This window comes from Bacillus sp. N13C7, assembly GCF_026790065.1.
Taxonomy (GTDB): domain Bacteria; phylum Bacillota; class Bacilli; order Bacillales; family Bacillaceae; genus Bacillus.
Genome location: NZ_JALAMO010000024.1, coordinates 20,741 through 38,568, shown reverse-complemented (window position 1 = coordinate 38,568; position 17,828 = coordinate 20,741). Strand labels below are relative to the sequence as shown.

Sequence of the window (17,828 nt, the reverse complement as noted above, 5' to 3'; positions counted from 1 at the left end):
AAACAATCATCCTTTATTTCTTCCGACTTCAAACATCCTCGAGTCTGTTTATATTATTATCTTAGCACCGTTGATATATGTTGTATAATGCATATAAAATATCCTTTTCATGCTTATATGTAATAAGGAGGGATGATAATTGGAATGGGAACAACTTGAATATTTTCAAACACTGGCCCGGATACAGCACGTCACGAAAGCCGCAAAAAGCCTCTCCATCACACAGCCTGCGCTTTCACGCTCTATCGCCAGGCTGGAAAATCATTTGGGCGTCTCGCTATTTGACAGGCAAGGACGATCCATCAGCTTAAATCAATACGGACACATTTTTTTGCGACGGGTTCAGGCGATGATGAAGGAGTACACCGAAGGAAAAGAAGAAATCCAAGCTTTATTAAAGCCAGACCAAGGCATAGTCTCTCTCGGTTTTTTACATACATTAGGCACCATGCTCGTGCCCGATCTCATCGGCTCCTTTCAGCAGGAATACCCCAACATTGCCTTCCAGCTGAAGCAAAACCACTCTTATTGGCTGCTTGAACGATTAAAATTCGGGGATCTGGACCTCTGTCTCCTCGCTTCGATTAAGCCTGAAGATCCGATCCAATGGATCAAGCTGTGGAGTGAAGAACTCTTTGTATTTGTGCCAAATGATCACCCATTAGCCAGTCGCGAAAGCATTACCCTGAATGAGATTTCAGGGGAGCGTTTTATTTTATTGAAAAAAGGCTACGCGCTTCGGATGACGGTCGATGAGCTGTTTGAGAAGGCCAATATACAGCCGAACATTATGTTTGAAGGAGAAGAAGCAGCTACTGCCGCAGGTTTTGTGGCAGCCGGTCTGGGCATATCTATTCTCCCAGACCTGAAAGGCTTAGACCAAAGCAAAATCACCAAAATCCGCGTCAGCTGGCCGGAATGTCAGCGTGTCATAGGAATTGCCTGGATAAAAGGCAGGTTTTTATCACCGGTTGCTGAGACCTTTAAACAATATGTGATCAGCCATTTTTCTGAGTAGGGGGATTCAAGCATGAATATCAAAAAAATCACGTCAGAACATGATTTACATACAGCGTTTGAAATCAGAAAAACAGTATTTGTAGAGGAACAAGGCTGCCCCGTTTCCGACGAATTCGATGCGTTCGATACACTCCGCGAAGATTGCCGGCACATCCTCATTTATCATGAGAATGAACCCGTTGGCACTGCCCGTGTCCGTATCGTCGATCAGGTGGGGAAACTGGAAAGAATCTGTATTCTGAAACCCTATCGCAAACTCGGGCTGGGCAAAGTAATCGTCGATGCGTTAGAACGCATTGTGAAAGAACAGGGCATTTCTGCCTTTAAACTGCACGGCCAGACACAAGCGGCAGTCTTTTATGAAAAGCTAGGCTATCAGACAGCATCAGAAGAATTTATACTCGACGGCATTCCGCATGTACTGATGATAAAAAAAGATGATTCCCGCCTATAAATTATTCACAATTTTGTCACTTATGAGCATGAGTGGTTCATTGGTATACTAATCACCGATTATGGAGAGAAGGATTGATTGTATGCCAACAAATAAAAAAGAAGGTCTGATATTTGGCGTGATGATGTGCTTTGGAATGGTCTGCATCATGTCGATTTACAACGCTATCATCAACGGAGCCATTAAGGATTTTTCACTGGTGACGGTTTTCGAAATGGTCATCGGTTTTATGGTCGCACTGCTGTTAGATTTACTGTTAGTGGGTCCCCTTGCCAAAAAGATTGCATTCAGTTTGCCGTTCGACAAGTCTAAAAAAATATATGTCATCCTCGCCATGTCAACGTGTATGGTGATCGGCATGGTGCTTTGTATGTCTGTGTTCGGTTTAGTGACAGCAGCTTTATCAAATGGACTTAACGGGGACAGCCTCTTCAGCGCTTACCTGATGATTGTATTGAAAAATTTCATCTTGGCTTATCCCCTGCAATTACTGATTATGGGTCCATTAGTTAGAGGGATTTTTATGAGATTTGTAAAACCAAAGTTCACAGCTGCAGTGTAAACAGAAAAGGAATGAGCCTGATCCTCACTCCTTTACTCACAAATCAAATGTAAAACAAGCTCCGCAAAAGCCTCTGCGGCAGGCAGCTGCCATTTCTTCTTTTTAAGTACAGATGAGAGTAAATCAGATCAAAGATTTCAGCTTGTTGAAGGATTTTCACGGTGATATGAGGCAAAACAGAAAATCCAGGCCGCTCGTGACGTTTGTTTGATCGCTTCAATACTCCACAGCTCCATTGTTTGAAAGCTGCGTATGCCATTCTTCATAAGATAACTGTAGCTCTCTTCGGCCCGATTGACTTGTTTATATAAGAAACCCTGATCAGAACCTCATTAAAATTTTCTGAGTATGTTTAAGTTTCTCTGCACAAACCAATTTTGATTGGTATGTTTTTTACTTGGTTAGTCCCTATACCTTAACACATAGCTTTTATACAACTCTTCGTTATAAAAAATTTCTTCGCCATGTGAAGAGCAAATGAGTGTTGGTTTGATTTCATCTATGATTGCGCCGCTATCGATATTATCATTCATATCGATGCTGAATTTTCTGACAGGTGGATGTAAAGCTTCCTTACTTGTCGTAAAAAGATCTCCTGTTAATAGAATACGATCGATTTGATGATGATACACGACATGCCCCGGGGAATGTCCGGGTGTTAAGTAATATTGCAGAGGCAAGTGAGCCAGCGTTTGCTCCGTCAGCGGCTGGACAATATGGGCTACCCCTGTATGCTCCAATTCATTTTTGTTCGGATATGGCGCTTCTCCATTGATATACACGAGTTCTTTTTGATGCGCATAAATCGGAAGATCAAATCTCTCTAGCCACTTTGAAGCCCCTTGAATATGATCGATGTGGCCATGAGTAAGCAAAATGGCTTTTGGATTGCCGATCGCTAACGCTGCCCTAATTTGAGCATCAGCAAAACGTTCTATCCCCGTATCAACAATATAAACATCATCACCATCTTTGATAAACCAGGTATGAACCGGGACGCGAAGGGGCACATCAAGCTCAAATTCACATTGAAAGACATGTTCTGATAGTTGTCTCAAGTTCATGCAAATCACTCCCTTTGGAAATTTTTGATATCATTACTGTAATACATCTGAGTTAGATATGTAAGGACGCACATTTTTGTAACTTACTTTGCGAGGTGACGGGTGTGGGAAACCGGTTAAATGGATTTACCGCTTGCAGTGCAGAAGTAAAAAAGGCTTGTCCTGTGGAAATGACTTTGCATATTATCGGCGGAAAATGGAAAGGAATCATCATCGATATTCTATCTCGGAAAACAGTCCGGTTTAATGAGCTGAAACGATTCATACCAGGCATTACACAAAGAATGCTGACGCTGCAGCTGAGAGAACTGGAAGCAGATGGTGTTGTGAAGAGAAAAGTAGAGCATACTGTGCCCAAGAAGGTGGAATATTCCCTAACCGAACTCGGTGAAAAGCTTTCTCCCATTATTGCATCCATGAGGACGTGGGGGAATGAGTATATGAGTGAAAATGAATGAAAATGACTTTAAAGTTTTTACAGCAAACAGAAGGGATTCCTTTTACGTGAACAGAACATTTTCAAGGCAGATTATCTTGAAAATGTTCCTATACTCCAGCAGGACGGTTCTCGCCAGGATCAGCCCGACTTGTTACGTTTTCCATTAATAATCCCTTTTGTTCCCCTTCTTCACATCTTCCCAATCACGTTCTATATTTTTCCTGACTCTGTATAGAAGTGCAGAGATTGTTTCCTTTTCCTCAGGTGTAAAACCCGACAAGGCCACTTCCGTGGAATGTTCTCCTTCTCTTCTTAACAACGGATAAACCTTTTTTCCTTTCTCAGTCGGGAACAGCTTTTTTATTTTTTTATTCTTCTCATCCGGCTGTTTTTGAATAAACCCTTGCATTTCAAGCTTCTTAATGGCCCGTGCGGCCGTTGTTCGGTCTACTTTTATCATTTCCGCCAGCTTTTCTTGAATGATTCCCGGATTTTCGTATATACGTACAAGATAGAGATACTGCCCTCTAGTTAAGTCCAACTCTTTAAATTCGATATTGCTTATGGAATCCAGCGCTCTTGCTATCATGCCGATCTCTCGCAAAATGTCATTCATTCCTAAAACCCCTCACGTACTTTTGTTGCAATTACAACAAAATTATTTTACCCTTACTATTATAAGACCACATGCATGCTGTACAGTCCAGACTCATACAGAAAAGGATGGATGGAATAATGAATATAAAAAGAATAACAACTGAAAGTGATTTACACATTGCTTTAGATATTAGAAGAACGGTATTCATCGAGGAGCAACATGTAACTGAATCCGGTGAGTTTGATGAATTTGATACGCTCCAAGATCAGTGTCAGAAATATCTTGGCATATTATGAAAATCAGCCTGTTGACACAGGCCGTGTGTGCGTCGTTGGCCATACAGCTAAGCTGGAAAGAATCTGCATCCTAAAACCTTACCGTAAGTACGGATTGGACAAAGCCTCATAAGCGGGTTAGAAAAAATAATGCAGGAAAAAGGAATTACAAATTAATTATTCAGAAGAAAGATTAATCCAACGTGCTTTAAAGTATGGAGTAAAAGTATATCCTACTAACATTTATTTCGTTAATAGAAATCCTAATAGACCAATCATAAAGTTAGGTTTCGCTCATCTCGACTTGGATGAAATAACACAGGGTGTAAAACTATTGAAAAGTGTTTGGTTGTAATACACATATCTTCGTTTTCTCGTTAAAAAATACTCCCATGCCAGCGAACCAGCAATAAACCCATAATGAAAAATAAGTTCCATCTTAAGTCTCCTTTTCAATTTAATCACGATTTTTATATTGGTTTTATAACGCTTTTCATTCATGATTTTAGGCAGTTTTTGGAAAAGGAGAATTAAATAAATAAAATGTGGTATGTTATCTTTAGATAAATTCAGAAAGAAGGTGATCCCATGCCAAATAAAAATAAACCCAATAGATTAATCGCTGAGAAATCACCATACTTACTTCAACACGCCCACAACCCCGTAGACTGGTTCCCCTGGGGAGAAGAAGCCTTTGAAAAAGCAAAACGCGAAAACAAGCCGGTTCTCGTCAGCATCGGCTATTCGACATGTCATTGGTGCCATGTCATGGCCCACGAAAGCTTTGAGGACGAAGAAATTGCACGTCTTCTCAATGAACGGTTTGTGGCGATTAAGGTCGACAGGGAAGAGCGGCCTGATGTGGATTCTGTTTATATGAGAATCTGCCAGCTGATGACCGGGCAGGGCGGCTGGCCGCTGAATGTGTTTATTACGCCTGATCAGAAGCCGTTTTACGCGGGTACATATTTTCCAAAGACGAGTAAATTCAATCGTCCTGGCTTTGTTGATGTGCTTGAGCATCTGTCTGAGACGTTTGCGAACGATCGTGAGCATGTCGAGGATATTGCAGAAAATGCCGCTAAGCACTTGCAGACCAAAACAGCCGCAAAATCAGGCGAAGGCCTTAGCGAGTCTGCAATTCACCGGACATTTCAGCAGCTTGCCAGCGGATTTGATACGATCTACGGCGGTTTCGGGCAGGCGCCCAAATTTCCGATGCCTCATATGCTGATGTATTTGCTTCGTTATGAACACAGCACGGGGCAGGAGAACGCTCTATACAACGTGACGAAAACGCTGGACAGCATGGCGAATGGCGGCATTTACGATCATATCGGTTATGGGTTCGCCCGCTATTCAACTGATGATGAGTGGCTCGTTCCCCACTTTGAAAAAATGCTGTACGACAATGCGCTGTTGCTGACTGCTTATACAGAAGCCTATCAGGTAACACAAAATAAGCGCTATAAAAAGATTTGCGAGCAGATTATCACGTTCATCCAGCGGGAAATGACCCATGAAGACGGAAGCTTTTTCTCCGCTTTAGATGCGGACACAGAAGGAGAAGAAGGAAAGTACTACGTGTGGTCAAAGGATGAAATCCTGAAAACGCTCGGAGACGATCTTGGAACGCTGTATTGCCAAGTGTATGACATTACTGAAGAAGGAAACTTTGAAGGCAAAAATATTCCGAACCTCATTCACACAAAGCGGGAACAAATCAAAGCAGATGCCGGGTTAACCGAGGAAGAGCTCCGCCTCAAGCTTGAAAACGCAAGACAACAGCTCTTGAAGACTCGCGAAGAAAGAACCTATCCGCATGTCGATGATAAAGTGCTGACCTCATGGAATGCGCTGATGATTGCGGGTCTTGCTAAAGCGGCAAAGGTATACCAGAAACCGAAATACCTCAGCCTAGCGAAGGACGCTATCACATTTATTGAAAACAACTTAATCATCGACGGCCGTGTGATGGTCCGATATCGCGACGGTGAAGTGAAGAACAAAGGGTTTATCGATGATTACGCTTTTCTTCTATGGGCCTATCTGGATCTCTATGAAGCTTCGTTTGATCTTTCTTATTTACAAAAAGCGAAGAAACTGGCAGACGATATGATCGGCTTATTTTGGGATGAGGAGCATGGCGGATTCTATTTTTCCGGACACGATGCAGAAGCCTTAATCGTCCGGGAAAAAGAAGTGTACGACGGCGCCGTGCCTTCTGGAAACAGTGTGGCAGCCGTTCAGCTGCTGCGTCTCGGACAAGTCACAGGCGACTTATCACTGATTGAAAAAGCAGAAACGATGTTTTCCGTATTCAAGCCGGACATCGACGCGTATCCGAGCGGCCATGCTTTCTTTATGCAAAGTGTGTTAAGGCATGTGATGCCTAAAAAAGAAATCGTTATTTTTGGCAGCGCAGACGATCCAGCCAGAAAACAAATTATAGCGGAGCTTCAAAAAGCCTTTAAGCCCAACGACTCCATTCTGGTGGCGGAGCATCCTGATCAATGCAAAGACATTGCCCCCTTCGCGGCAGACTACCGCATCATAGACGGCAAAACAACCGTGTATATTTGTGAAAACTTCGCCTGCCAGCAGCCGACAACAAATATTGAAGAAGCCATCCAAACATTAATAAGCAGCAGGGATTAAATTCCTTGCTGCTTGCTTTTTGATTTCTTATGGTACCATAACGCGATCCCCGCAAAAACAAGATTGACCGTTATCGTAAATAAAGCCTCCCACATCGGGTTCCCCCGCGTAACCGTAAATAAAGAGGGTATTCCTCCATACACACTGTTTTTTTCTGTGAAAAACATACACAAAAACATATTATTGGCGGCATGGGCGCCAAGTGATATTTCAATACTCCCTGTTTTAATCGTGTAATAGGTCCACACAAAACCAAATGTTAAATACTCAATTCCTGCCCAGACAGCGCCGTTGTTCATTTCTGGATTAGCAAAATGCAATACGCCAAACAATCCTCCGACAATCAATGTCAAGATCAGAGGGTTTTTCGTTACTCTTCCGAAAGCCTGAAGCAAAAATCCCCTGAAAAACAGTTCCTCAGCTGATGTTTGAAACGGGACCAAAATGAGGGAGGCCGCTAACAGCCAAATAAACCGTGATGCATCAAACTCCTGCATTGAATAGCTGCCAGGGTGAATCGCAAAATCAATTAATTGTACGGCGATCATCAGCAAGAAGTATGCAATAAAGCCAAACAAAATTCTCCGCCAATTGATCTTTGCATTTGGTGTAATCACAGTTCGGAAAGGCCGTTTCAGAATGAAACGCACAGCCAGCCATACTCCTGGAATCGCAAATAAATAAATGACATGGGACAAATAAAGATCAACTAGAGGATCACTCAGCACAGCTTCATCCAAATCAAACGTGATATCGGGATTCACAATAACCGTAAACAGTATAGCGAAAAGGTAAGCAATATTCCCGAATAGATATAACCCTACCATCACCAAAAAGGAGAAAAAGTATCTCCACAACGTATTGTTTCCTTCTAGAGGACGGATAAATGAATTCATTCCTTCTATGTCTCTTCCTTTCAATGAGAATATTCCTATATATTTGCATAAATTGGTCTATGAATCTACTATTTTGGAAATCTTTTAAGCCAAAATGACAAAAAAAGTGTGAATTTAGTTCTCCCATCTAGTGATTTGAACTCTGTCGCCAATGAACCAAGATACTTATAATATTCACAAGAGGAGAATTTTCAGTCTTTTCTTACTACTCAAAAGGGGGTTTTTTATGAATACGATCTTTAAACAGAAAAATACACATCCTTTCTCAAACGCAGCGAATCGTTTAGACCGCCTTCCGATTTCGCGTGTTCACTTCCAAGTATTAACCGCTCTCGGCATTGTTTATTTCTTCGATCTTGCAGATTTATTTACCCTCAGCAATGTAGCGCCGGCACTGATTGAACATTGGGGCATCCCGCTTTCAACCATTGCCAATGTAACAGCGGCTTCGTTTTTAGGCATGTTTTTAGGCGCCTCATTAGGAGGAAGGCTGTCGGATCGAATTGGCCGAAAAAAAGCCTTAAATCTATTTGTCTTTGTTTTCTCAATTGCATCGCTATGCAATGCCGCAGCATGGGACATCCCGTCTTTAATGATATTCCGTTTTCTCACCGGGTTTGGCGTCGCAGCCGCCATGGTCATTACCAATAGCTATTTGGCGGAAATTTTCCCTTCCAGTGTCCGCGGAAAATATATATCTTTCTGTGCCATGATTGGATTGATCGGCGTTCCAATTACCAATATTGTGTCTGCCTTTGTCATTCCACTCGGCTCATGGGGATGGAGGCTTGTGTTTGTATGGGGTGCCGTCGGCCTTATTTATTTTTTCTTCATCCGCCGGCTGGAAGAATCACCTCGCTGGCATGAAAATCGCGGTGAATATGCGAAGGCCGATGCGATCCTCAACCGTATTGAAGCACAGGTTGAAAAGGAGAAAGGCCCGCTTCCAGCACCAGCCCAGCCTAAAGTAAGTGAAACTGTTCAGAAACATGCTGGTTACGCAGGATTATTGAAAGGAAGAAACCTCAAAATCACCATCGTTTTATCTGCTGTATGGATTTTTGAAACGTTTGGATTTTACGGATTTGCCTCATGGGTTCCAAGCCTGTTAAAAAGCAATGGCGTCACCATGGAAAATACGTTGTGGTATAACGTATTGCACTCCGTCGGCGCTCCGCTTGGCGCACTGCTCGGTTCAATGATTTCTGAAAGATTTCAAAGAAAATGGATTTTAGCCGCCAGCGCGTTTCTGACAGCCATCGCCGGTCTCTTATACGGCATGACTTTTATTCCGATCATGATCATTGTGTTTGGCTTTATCGTGAATATCACGGAACGGGTTTTCACCTCGAACTTATACGCTTATACGTCAGAACCTTATCCGACTGAATACCGTTCGTCCGGCAGCGGTTTAGCCTATGGCCTCGGCCGTTTTTCAAACATTTTCGGCTCACTGCTTGTCGGGTTTATCGCTGTTCAGCTCGGCTATGTCAGCGTCTTTTTATTTATCGGCGGATGCTGGCTCGCGTGCTCCTTGCTGTTAATTTGCTTCGGTCCTAATACGAACGCAAAACAGATTTAAAAAAAAGTCAGTGCGGATCTGCCGCACTGATCTCACTGCATTTCCTCAACTTCCTCGCGGGCTTTCCGCGATGTCAAATTGTAATCTCAATCAAATTCCCTTCATCATCTTCAATCACACTTTCATAGTAGCCGTCTCCGGTTGTCCTTGGGCCGTTGACTACTGCAAAACCATCCTTCTTCAATCGATCAGTCAGTTCATCAACCTTCTCCCGGCTTCCAACGGAAAAGGCAATGTGTGCCCAGCCTGTCATTGTTTGTGAAGGCGGGTCAGTCACATTCCCTTTATTCATAATTTCCAGCCTTGCTCCGGAATCAAACGTAATAAAATAAGACTTAAAATCTTTTTTCTCATTATGATACAAATCATTCGCTTCGCCATTAAAATACGTTTCATAAAAAGACTTCATTCGCTCTAAATCTTTGACCCAGATCGCTGTATGTTCAATCCGCATGTCTTCCTCCTCCTTCACCTTCACTGAAGTTATAAGGTATGAAATGCATTTCAGTTCAAGCCTTTTTCTCAAATTGATGCTGAATTTTAATATCAACGGGTTCATCCTGCAAAAATAGGGAAAATGCTGCGATGCCGAGCTGCTCAAGATTCAAATCAAGCGACGGAAAACCAAGAACACGGCTGATAGAAGAATTCCCCTCACCGATGATTTCAACATCCCATTTATTCTTTTGGGCAAATACGTGAATTCCAGCTGCCACTTCATCACTATTTGCATAAATAGCCGTTGGAACCTGTCGGCTATTATAAAAGTGTTTAGCTGCCCGCTCACCGTCATTCATATCGTTGCATCCGGACAGCATATGACGGTTCTCCAGGCTCCCGCAGACGGCTTTATAGGCCGCAGCTTTATCAGCCGTGCTCGGACTCCTGTCGGCTTCTCTGACGCACGTAAAAGCGATATTCTCATGTCCGCGGCTCTTTAGATAGCGAAAGCTCTCTGCATAAGCAGTCTTTCTGTCGTTGTACGCACAAGGCACATCAATGTCGCTGGTATCCTCACAAGCGATGATCGGCCCATACTCCTGATAAGCGATAATGCTGTCCCAGTCATTGGCACGGGATGTAATAATGAGACCATCTATTTTCTTCGTTCTTAACAGCTCTAAATATTTGATTTCAATAGCGGGGTTATAATTGGTGGGGAGGAGAGTCGTTGCGTATTCATGCTGAAAGGCCGCCTTGGTGATCCCGTTTATGATTTTATCAAAGCAAGGATGGTCGTTATAAGGCAGAATCACACCGACCGTATGGGTTTTCCCGCGAATGAGATCGATTGCAGTTCGATTTGGTGTGTAATCTAATTCCTTTATGACTTGATGAACATGTCTTCTCTTTTCTTCAGACACGTACGGATGATGATTCAATACACGTGAAACAGTCGAAACAGATACATTTGCCAGTCTCGCAATCTCTTTTATGTTTGCCATCTCTTTCTCCTTTTTCAAATAAAAAAGCAGTAAGTGTAAAATCCTTACTGCTATCACATCATATATTGATCATAAGTTCAACAGGACAATGGTCGGAACCCATGACGCCCGCTGATATGCCGGCATCCTCAATCTGTTCCTTAAGCCTTTCAGAAACAATAAAATAATCGATGCGCCATCCAATATTTCTGTCCCGGGCGCCGGCACGGTACGACCACCAGGAATAAGCGCCTTCAAGATCTGGATAGACATGACGGAAGGAGTCAATAAATCCAGCTTCCAAGAAACGAGTGAATGCTCCTCTTTCTTGATCTGAAAACCCAGCGTTATTCCGGTTCGCCTTTGGATTCTTCAAATCAATTTCCTGATGCGCTACATTCAAATCACCGCATAAAATGACTGGTTTTTTCTTGTCCAATTCGAGGATATATGATAATAAAGCCTCTTCCCATTGCATACGATAATCGATCCGCTCCAATCCTCTTTTAGAATTAGGCGTGTAAACGGTCATCACAAACACGTTTTCAAACTCCAGCGTAATCACTCTGCCTTCTTGGTCATGCTCTTCTATTCCGATACCGTACATGACACGCAGCGGCTCTTGTTTTGAAAAAACAGCCGTGCCAGAGTATCCTTTTTTTACTGCATAATTCCAATACACATGATAGCCATCAGGCTGAAGATCAACCTGGCCGGCCTGTATCTTCGTTTCCTGAAGACATATGATATCTGCATCCTCTTCTTTCAAATAAGAGAGGAAGTCCATCTTTCTCATGACAGCCCGCAGGCCGTTTACATTCCAAGAAATCAGCTTCATGTTCATCCCCCTATAAAAAAGAGCAAGAACCCGAAGGCCCTTGCTCTTTACGTATCAGCTTACTCACCGCTTACGTACGGAAGTAAAGCCATTTGACGAGCGCGTTTGATCGCTGCAGTCAATTTACGTTGGTATTTAGCGTTTGTTCCAGTTACACGACGTGGTAAAATTTTACCGCGCTCAGAAACAAACTTTTTAAGAAGATCTACATCTTTGTAGTCGATGTGCGTGATACCGTTAGAAGTGAAATAACACACTTTACGGCGTTTCGCACGACCGCCTCTGCGTCCTCCTGCCATTGTCATTTCCCTCCTTTCTTTTTCATTTTAGGCGATAATCACATTAGAATGGAAGATCATCATCCGAGATGTCAATCGGTTTGCCATCGTTGGCAAATGGGTCATCATTAAAGCTATTCCCCTGATTTCGTCTCTGGTTGTTTTGATTTCCGCCGAATGGATTATCGTTTTGGCCTCCGCCAAAGTACTGGCCTCCGCCGCTGTTTCCTTCGTTGTATCCACCTGAACCAGAACCGCCGCCGCCGTTTTTCGGCTCAAGAAATTGAACACTTTCAGCTTGGACCTCGGTCACGAAGACACGCTGTCCTTGCTGGTTTTCATAATTTCTTGTTTGTAAACGGCCATCTACGCCTGCAAGGCTCCCTTTTTTCAGGAAGTTTGCAACGTTTTCGGCTTGTCTTCTCCAAGTGACACAATTAATGAAATCGGCCTCACGTTCTCCGGACTGGTTCGTAAAAGTACGATTCACAGCAAGAGTAAACGTAGCAACAGCCGCACCGTTTGGCGTATAACGAAGCTCTGGGTCTTTTGTCAGTCTTCCGACTAATACAACTCGGTTAAGCATAAGAAAGACCACCTTTTACCATTATATATTTCAATATTGCTTACTCTTCTTCTTTAACAACAATGTGGCGAATGATATCGTCACTGATCTTAGCTAGACGGTCAAATTCTTGAACTGCCGCAGCTTCAGATTGAACGTTTACGATTTGGTAGAAACCGTCGCGGAAATCGTTGATTTCGTAAGCAAGACGACGTTTACCCCAATCCTTTGTTCCAGTGATCTCCGCACCGTTAGAAGTCAGAACGTTGTTGAAACGCTCGATAACTGCTTTTTTAGACTCATCGTCAATGTTTGGGCGGATAATGTACATAACTTCGTACTTTCTCATCTGTTTGCACCTCCTTTTGGACTAAGCGGCCCATAATGGGCAAGGAGCAATAATTCTATTACTCACAATTTTATATTATACCAAAGCTCTTGTCCCTTTACAACTGCATCCTATACATTAAATCGGAAATGAATGACATCTCCGTCTTGGACCACATATTCTTTTCCTTCGAGACGGACTTTTCCTGCTTCTTTGGCTCCTGCCATGCCGCCTCCCGCAAGAAGATCCTCATAAGCAACAGTTTCAGCACGAATGAAGCCGCGCTCAAAGTCACTATGAATAATTCCTGCACACTCAGGGGCTTTCATGCCCTTTTTGAATGTCCAAGCTCTCACTTCCTGTTCACCTGCTGTGAAATATGTTGCAAGGCCTAGAAGGGAGTAAGATGCTTTGATCAGCTGATCTAAGCCTGATTCTTCGATACCCAGCTCCTCTAGGAACATTTGCTTTTCTTCGCCTTCAAGCTCAGCGATTTCAGATTCGATTTTCGCACACACAACGATAACTTCCGCATTTTCGCCGGCAGCATATTCACGAATCTTCGCTACATACTCATTGTCAGACGGATCAGCCACTTCATCTTCGCTCACATTCGCTACGTACAAAATAGGCTTAGATGTAAGTAAATGAAGCTGTTTCACAAGCTTTTGCTGCTCGTCAGTAAACTCAACAGAACGGGCTGGCTTTTCGTTCTCAAACGCTTCTTTCAGTTTAGACAAAATCTCAAACTCAAACACAGCGTCTTTATCTTTTTGCTTCGCAAGTTTGCTGACGCGTGTAATCCGCTTTTCAACCGTTTCCATGTCCGCGAGAACCAGTTCAAGATTAATCGTTTCAATGTCATCAATCGGATCAACTTTTCCGGAAACGTGTGTTATGTTGTCATCAGAAAAAGCGCGGACAACGTGGCAAATTGCATCAACCTGGCGAATGTGGGAAAGAAATTTATTTCCGAGCCCTTCTCCTTTGGATGCGCCTTTCACGATACCTGCAATATCAGTAAATTCAAAAGCAGTTGGCACAGTCTTCTTCGGTTTGACCAGCTCAGTCAGCTTTTGCAGACGTTCGTCGGGTACTTCTACAATTCCCACGTTCGGATCAATTGTACAGAACGGGTAGTTGGCTGATTCGGCACCGGCCTGAGTAATTGCGTTAAATAGTGTTGATTTCCCGACGTTTGGCAAACCAACAATTCCAGCTGTTAAAGCCATTCTTTCATCTCCTCTATATAAAACCATCATTGTATAAACGTATTTTGAACCTAGAGCAATTATAAGGAGGTTCACTGGAAAAGACAAGCTGACAAAACTGCATTTTCAGCCTGCCAATCCCTTTGATTATGCTTTTTTCAAGCCTACTAAACAGTCAAAAAGCGTACTTCCCATGCCATTATCGGAATTTGTATCATTTGTAAGCGCATTGACTGAACCTCCAAAAGCCGCCCACATGCCTTCATCTATATTAATCGTCTTCGGATGAGCCTGCTTCATCACTTTCACCTTGCCCGCCAAGCGCCCGCGGTCATTAAAGACAGCAACCTCGTCTCCGTCCTGAAGATTCTGCTCAGCCGCTATATCCGGAGAAATATCCACTTGAATGTGCTGAAGCTTTTCAATAAACGGCACATGCTGCGAATGGTTAGAGCGCTGCGGGTGAATTGATAAAAGTGTGTAAGGATACTTTTCAGCTAACTCCTCATTATGGAATACAGATTCTTCAGGCACATGTAATCGAAGCAAACCGCTCAATCCTTTTTCCTCAGCTAGCGACGAAGTAAATTCATATTTACCGCTCGGCGTCAGGAACTTATAATCATCCCATGGCACCTGCTTAACTGGAAGAGGGAGGTGCCCTTTTTCTTTCAATCGCTCCAGTGTCACATCCTCAGTTTCCAATGAAGAAAGCCCCATCTCCAAAAACTCGTCAGTACTGTATTCAAACAGCTCACCAAATCCGAGGCGTTTTGCAAGCTCTGACCAAATCCAGCTGTCCGGCTTCGCTTCCCCTTGCGGCTCCACAAGCTTCTTCCCGTACTGAACGTAATGATGATACATACTAGAATAGTAGATATCCTCTTCTTCAAAAACAGTGGCTGTCGGCAGCACATAATCACACAGCTTTGCCGTATCTGTCATGATAGAATCAATCGCCACCGTCATTGGCACGTTTTCAAACGCTTGTCTTACCTTATTGGTATTCGGCACCTGAGTCAGCGGGTTCCCGCACGTCACAATGATCATCTCAATCGCTGGATCAGAAGCCGTCAACACCTCTTCAGCCTGTGTCATCATTGAAAACGAACGCGACGTTGTTTTTAATTCCGGCAGTGTCAGCTTCGTTTTTGCAAAGCTCTCCCCAACCTGGACATTCCCGAAATTTGCGCCGCCGCCTTTGATTCCAACATTTCCGCTTGCCGCAACGAGTGCATCAATCCAGCGAATCGTTTCGCCGCCGTTTTTATATCGCTGCATGCCAAGCCCCATAAAGGTGGACACCGGGCCGTCAGCATACAAACCAGCCAGAAACTCCAGCTCCTCCATTGAAGTTTCTGTTTTCACAATAAACTCCTCTAAAGAAACGCTGTCCAAAAGCTCTTTTACATCATCAAAACCGACAGAGTGCTCAGAAATAAACGTCTCATCCGTTCTTCCTGTCTCAATCAGAACCTTCAACACAGCCGCCGCAAGCCATCCATCCATTCCAGGCTTTACAGAGATATAGCGGTCTGCAAGCTTGGCAGTCGGGTTGAAGATCGGATCAATCACTGTAAGCGTGGCACCCTTTTTCTTTACCTGCTGCAAATGATGGTATAAGTGCATATTCGTTCTCGATACATTTCTTCCCCACACCACAACATGCTTGCTGTTGTAAATATCAAGCGGGCCGTGCCCATATGAACGTCCGAAATCCCAGCTTTGCGCCTCGATACCGGAGCCCCAGCATATGCTCCCGACAATTTCAGTCACGCCGCCATATCCATTAAAAAAACGCTGATCTAGCGCTTTTAACAAACCGTTATTGGCATAATCATGGCTGTGCAAAACAGCAGTCGTTTCTGACGTTTCCTTGATCTCCCGAAGCTTATCGGCAATTTCATCTAGCGCCTGCTCCCAGGAAATCCGCACAAACTCGCCATTTTGTTTTTTCATCGGATAGCGAAGCCGCTCAGGCGAATTTGTTTTTGTCTCAAGCATTCTGCCGCGGCCGCAGATTTTGCCTTCCGTAATCGGGTGGTTCGGATCTCCGTCCACTTTTGTTACCTTTCCGTCATCAACCGTCACCAAAAAGCCGCAGCTGTCCCAGCAATTCAGCGGACATGCTGACTGATGCACTTTGCTCATCGCCGTCTTCTCCTTACCTTCTATATGAAAAAGCATGAGTGCCAGCCTTTTACGAAGTAGGCTCCTCATGCTTAATTAGTACTTTTTTTAGTTTTCTTTCAAATTCTTTTCTCGGAATCATCACACTGTGAGAACATCCCTCACACTTAATTCGAATATCCATTCCCATGCGTATAATTTTCCAGCTGTTCGCGCCGCATGGATGCGGTTTTTTCATTTCTACAACATCATTCAGGCCAAAGTCTTTATCCGCCAAGACCCTTCACCTCTTTTCATAAACTGCTGTATCTATTGTACAAAAAAACTGATCATAAGAGCAATCAAGATATCCGAAAAGAGAGAGATCCTCTTATTTCCATTTACTCAAAATAGGATATAACAGCAAACAAACCAACAAATACAAATTCAGCATCCCGTATATCGGGTACAAAAACGCGATCAAATCAGAAAAGCCGAAAGAAGTAAAAGGCACCATCAACGCTAATAGAATCAACACAATCATCCATCTCGGCAAATGAACAAACGCCATCAGCCGGCTGGACAGCCCCAGCAACCCTGCTACCGTCGTCGTGTAAATCGCCAGGCACAGCACCGCTGTCATACATAAAAAAAGAAGATAAGGCGCACCCTCCAGAACAGCAAACAACGGTATTTCAAACTGAGAAAGGGAGCCAGCCAGCTCCACTAACGTTTCATTATAAACAAAAGAGATCACGCCAAAAATAAGTCCGCTTGCCACACTTGCAATCTTCGCTTCTCCGAGTCCTTTCATTTCTTTCCCAACTGAGGATAAAATCGCGACAACTGAAAGGATGTTTAAAGAGGTAAAGGTAATGCTTGCAGGCCAGTTATACTGCCGAGTCAAATCAATCGTCCACGTATGGTGATGCGTGCTCTGAAAGGAAATCAGCGCATACAGCAGCCCCGCTACTAAAACAGGTATTAAAATGCCATTCACTGATAATATTCCTTTCACATCCCAGAAAAACAAACACACTGTCACAATGCAAATCAGCGCGATTCCCCACCAGAAAGGAAGCTTGTACATTTGAAGTGTCACACCGCCTCCGGCAATCATCACCATAGTCGTCGAAAACAAATAGAAAATGATGAGGACATCATAAACTTTCGCCAGCCATGGTCCCATCAAATGTTCCAGAACCGGCAGAAAATGAGTGGATTGAACCTTAAAGCTGATTTTCATCACAATATAAGACGTGAAAATGAACATGATTGTAAACAACACAATAGCAAGGCCGCTTTCCGCCCCAAAAAACTGCCAAATCTCCTGACCGCTCGCATATCCGGCCCCGATCAGGCTCCCTAATATGAGCAGCATCCACTTCATTCCGGCTCTCCACAACATCATCACCTCATAGCACAGAGTTCAGCTTGTTCCCGTTATTGCTACTATATAAATAACAGAAAGCAAACATGCCATATTTTCACAGACATTGGCCACAAGGTGAAATTATCATACGAAAT

General features: G+C 43.5%; 19 protein-coding genes and 3 pseudogenes. 8 read left to right on the top strand and 14 right to left on the bottom strand.

Annotated features, from left to right (window positions below; genetic code table 11):
• Positions 1–139 precede the first annotated feature (139 nt).
• The 3 genes from MOB98_RS19480 to MOB98_RS19470 all read left to right on the top strand — a co-directional run bounded on the left by MOB98_RS19480 (position 140) and on the right by MOB98_RS19470 (position 2,036).
• Positions 140–1,018 (top strand): LysR family transcriptional regulator, encoded by an 879-nt coding sequence (locus MOB98_RS19480; RefSeq protein WP_268358627.1) that lies wholly within the window; start codon positions 140–142, stop codon positions 1,016–1,018.
• 12 nt (positions 1,019–1,030) lie between these two features.
• Positions 1,031–1,474, top strand: coding sequence for a GNAT family N-acetyltransferase (locus tag MOB98_RS19475; RefSeq protein WP_268358628.1), 444 nt, complete (start codon positions 1,031–1,033; stop codon positions 1,472–1,474).
• Positions 1,475–1,556: 82 nt separating this feature from the next.
• Positions 1,557–2,036 (top strand): DUF2798 domain-containing protein, encoded by a 480-nt coding sequence (locus MOB98_RS19470; protein ID WP_268358629.1) that lies wholly within the window; start codon positions 1,557–1,559, stop codon positions 2,034–2,036.
• Positions 2,037–2,068: 32 nt separating this feature from the next.
• Here MOB98_RS19470 and MOB98_RS19465 read toward each other — a convergent pair.
• Both MOB98_RS19465 and MOB98_RS19460 read right to left on the bottom strand, forming a co-directional pair.
• Positions 2,069–2,308, bottom strand: a pseudogene (locus tag MOB98_RS19465) (LysR family transcriptional regulator); the annotation flags it as partial.
• A 129-nt stretch (positions 2,309–2,437) separates the two neighbouring features.
• On the bottom strand, positions 2,438–3,100 hold the full coding sequence (locus MOB98_RS19460) for an MBL fold metallo-hydrolase (RefSeq protein WP_268358631.1): 663 nt from the start codon (positions 3,098–3,100) through the stop codon (positions 2,438–2,440).
• Between the two features lie 104 nt (positions 3,101–3,204).
• Between MOB98_RS19460 and MOB98_RS19455 the strand changes: the two genes are divergently transcribed.
• Positions 3,205–3,558 carry a helix-turn-helix domain-containing protein gene (locus tag MOB98_RS19455; RefSeq protein ID WP_311766012.1) on the top strand — a complete coding sequence of 118 codons (354 nt, stop codon included), beginning with the start codon at positions 3,205–3,207 and terminating at the stop codon, positions 3,556–3,558.
• Positions 3,559–3,702: 144 nt separating this feature from the next.
• Here the strand turns inward: MOB98_RS19455 and MOB98_RS19450 are convergent, their stop codons facing one another.
• The gene (locus MOB98_RS19450) at positions 3,703–4,155 is read right to left on the bottom strand and encodes a MarR family transcriptional regulator (RefSeq protein ID WP_268358632.1); all 453 of its coding nucleotides are present in this window, start codon (positions 4,153–4,155) and stop codon (positions 3,703–3,705) included.
• A gap of 119 nt (positions 4,156–4,274) precedes the next feature.
• Here MOB98_RS19450 and MOB98_RS19445 point away from each other — a divergent pair.
• The 3 genes and pseudogenes from MOB98_RS19445 to MOB98_RS19435 all read left to right on the top strand — a co-directional run.
• A pseudogene (locus tag MOB98_RS19445) lies at positions 4,275–4,586 on the top strand (GNAT family N-acetyltransferase); the annotation flags it as partial.
• Positions 4,579–4,767, top strand: a pseudogene (locus MOB98_RS19440) (PLP-dependent aminotransferase family protein); the annotation flags it as partial. The pseudogenes MOB98_RS19445 and MOB98_RS19440, both read left to right, overlap by 8 nt.
• A gap of 233 nt (positions 4,768–5,000) precedes the next feature.
• Positions 5,001–7,070: a thioredoxin domain-containing protein gene (locus tag MOB98_RS19435; RefSeq protein ID WP_268358633.1), complete on the top strand. Its 2,070-nt coding sequence runs from the start codon at positions 5,001–5,003 to the stop codon at positions 7,068–7,070.
• Here MOB98_RS19435 and MOB98_RS19430 read toward each other — a convergent pair.
• Positions 7,067–7,966, bottom strand: coding sequence for a CPBP family intramembrane glutamic endopeptidase (locus MOB98_RS19430; RefSeq protein ID WP_268358634.1), 900 nt, complete (start codon positions 7,964–7,966; stop codon positions 7,067–7,069). The two genes, MOB98_RS19435 and MOB98_RS19430, sit on opposite strands and share 4 nt — an antisense overlap.
• Positions 7,967–8,192: 226 nt before the next feature.
• Between MOB98_RS19430 and MOB98_RS19425 the strand changes: the two genes are divergently transcribed.
• Positions 8,193–9,548, top strand: a complete 1,356-nt coding sequence (locus MOB98_RS19425; RefSeq protein WP_268358635.1) for an MFS transporter — start codon at positions 8,193–8,195, stop codon at positions 9,546–9,548.
• 73 nt (positions 9,549–9,621) lie between these two features.
• On the opposite strand, the gene MOB98_RS19420 is transcribed toward MOB98_RS19425, so the two are convergent.
• The 10 genes from MOB98_RS19420 to MOB98_RS19375 form a co-directional block, all read right to left on the bottom strand.
• Positions 9,622–10,002, bottom strand: a complete 381-nt coding sequence (locus tag MOB98_RS19420; RefSeq protein WP_268358637.1) for a VOC family protein — start codon at positions 10,000–10,002, stop codon at positions 9,622–9,624.
• Between the two features lie 55 nt (positions 10,003–10,057).
• Positions 10,058–10,993 carry a LacI family DNA-binding transcriptional regulator gene (locus MOB98_RS19415; protein ID WP_268358639.1) on the bottom strand — a complete coding sequence of 312 codons (936 nt, stop codon included), beginning with the start codon at positions 10,991–10,993 and terminating at the stop codon, positions 10,058–10,060.
• 58 nt (positions 10,994–11,051) lie between these two features.
• On the bottom strand, positions 11,052–11,810 hold the full coding sequence (gene xth / locus MOB98_RS19410) for an exodeoxyribonuclease III (RefSeq protein WP_268358641.1): 759 nt from the start codon (positions 11,808–11,810) through the stop codon (positions 11,052–11,054).
• Between the two features lie 59 nt (positions 11,811–11,869).
• Positions 11,870–12,109 (bottom strand): 30S ribosomal protein S18, encoded by a 240-nt coding sequence (rpsR, locus tag MOB98_RS19405; RefSeq protein ID WP_003219224.1) that lies wholly within the window; start codon positions 12,107–12,109, stop codon positions 11,870–11,872.
• Between the two features lie 43 nt (positions 12,110–12,152).
• Positions 12,153–12,674 carry a single-stranded DNA-binding protein SsbA gene (gene ssbA / locus MOB98_RS19400; RefSeq protein WP_268358643.1) on the bottom strand — a complete coding sequence of 174 codons (522 nt, stop codon included), beginning with the start codon at positions 12,672–12,674 and terminating at the stop codon, positions 12,153–12,155.
• Positions 12,675–12,714: 40 nt separating this feature from the next.
• Entirely contained in the window at positions 12,715–13,002 is a 288-nt protein-coding gene (gene rpsF / locus MOB98_RS19395; RefSeq protein ID WP_268358645.1) for a 30S ribosomal protein S6, read from the bottom strand.
• Positions 13,003–13,112: 110 nt separating this feature from the next.
• A complete protein-coding gene (gene ychF / locus MOB98_RS19390; protein ID WP_268358647.1) occupies positions 13,113–14,213 on the bottom strand; it encodes a redox-regulated ATPase YchF in 1,101 nt (366 codons plus the stop codon).
• A 126-nt stretch (positions 14,214–14,339) separates the two neighbouring features.
• On the bottom strand, positions 14,340–16,343 hold the full coding sequence (locus MOB98_RS19385) for a molybdopterin-dependent oxidoreductase (RefSeq protein WP_268358648.1): 2,004 nt from the start codon (positions 16,341–16,343) through the stop codon (positions 14,340–14,342).
• 49 nt (positions 16,344–16,392) lie between these two features.
• Positions 16,393–16,599 carry a DUF951 domain-containing protein gene (locus tag MOB98_RS19380; RefSeq protein WP_166846114.1) on the bottom strand — a complete coding sequence of 69 codons (207 nt, stop codon included), beginning with the start codon at positions 16,597–16,599 and terminating at the stop codon, positions 16,393–16,395.
• A gap of 93 nt (positions 16,600–16,692) precedes the next feature.
• The gene (locus MOB98_RS19375) at positions 16,693–17,709 is read right to left on the bottom strand and encodes a hypothetical protein (protein ID WP_268358650.1); all 1,017 of its coding nucleotides are present in this window, start codon (positions 17,707–17,709) and stop codon (positions 16,693–16,695) included.
• Positions 17,710–17,828 lie beyond the last annotated feature (119 nt).